This is a genomic window from Actinocorallia lasiicapitis, from assembly GCF_054778695.1.
Map to the genome: position 1 here is coordinate 1 of NZ_BAAGZI010000791.1, position 981 is coordinate 981.

The following is a 981-nucleotide window of genomic DNA, read 5'->3' on the forward strand; positions in this document are numbered from 1 at the left end:
TGTCGCTCTGGGAGCGGGTGCCCGACCCCGAGACCGCCGCCGGGGCCGACCGGATCCAGCCGTCGCTGCTGGCCGTCGGCGCCGACGCGCGCGCCGGGCAGGTCAAACGGGCCGTGCACCGGCTCCAGGCGCTGCTCGACCAGACCGACCCCGCCACCGACCTGCTCCACCACGCCGAGGTCGCCGAACGCCTCACCTACTACCTGGCCGAACTCGACCGGGACGCCGACGCCGCGAAGATCGCGGAGAACGCGCTCGCGCCGCTGCCGTCCGACCCGCCCACCGTCCAGCGGACCAGGCTGCTGGCCAGCTATGTCCGCACCTTCTGGTTCAGCGACCCCGAAGGCCGGTTCACCGACCCCGACGCCGTGTTCGACGCCGCCACCCAGGAGGCCCTGGCCGGGGCGCGGGCGACCGGCGCGCGCGACGCCGAGGCCAGCACCCTGGTCACGCTCGGCGGCCACCTCGAGGCCAGAAGCTCCGAGGAGGAGGGCCTGCGGCTGTTCGCCGAGGCCTACCGGATCGGCCGCGACCTGCGTTACCCCGAGATGTACCTGCGGGCCGCCTACTCCTGGGCGCGCGCCAAATACGACCGGGCCGACCTGGCGGGCGCACGGGACGCCATCGAACGGACCATCGGCGAGGTCGAGGCGGCCGGGCTCGGCTGGAGCAGCTACGGCATCTACGCCCGCTCCCTCCGGCTCCTCGTGGCCTACTCCATCGGCGACTGGACCAGGGCCGCCGAACTCGCCGCCGCCCTGCCCATCGAGGCCACCACGATGGGCGAGGCCCAGGTGTCGGCGTGGGCGCTCTTCCTCGACGTCGCCAGGGGCGTGCCCGCCGCGCAGGTGCGGATCGACCGGATCCGCGCCGTCGACCTGCGGGCCGACTCCTTCGCGATCTACATGTCCGAAGGGCTGGCCGCCGAGCACTACCTGTGGCTGGGCGACGGCGACGCCGCGCTCCGGGCCGCCCGCGCCG

The 981-nt window shown here is 74.8% G+C and carries 1 pseudogene; it reads left to right on the forward strand.

What is annotated here, in order from left to right:
* Positions 1-981 (forward strand): annotated as a pseudogene (locus ACYVE7_RS34650) (helix-turn-helix transcriptional regulator); the annotation flags it as partial.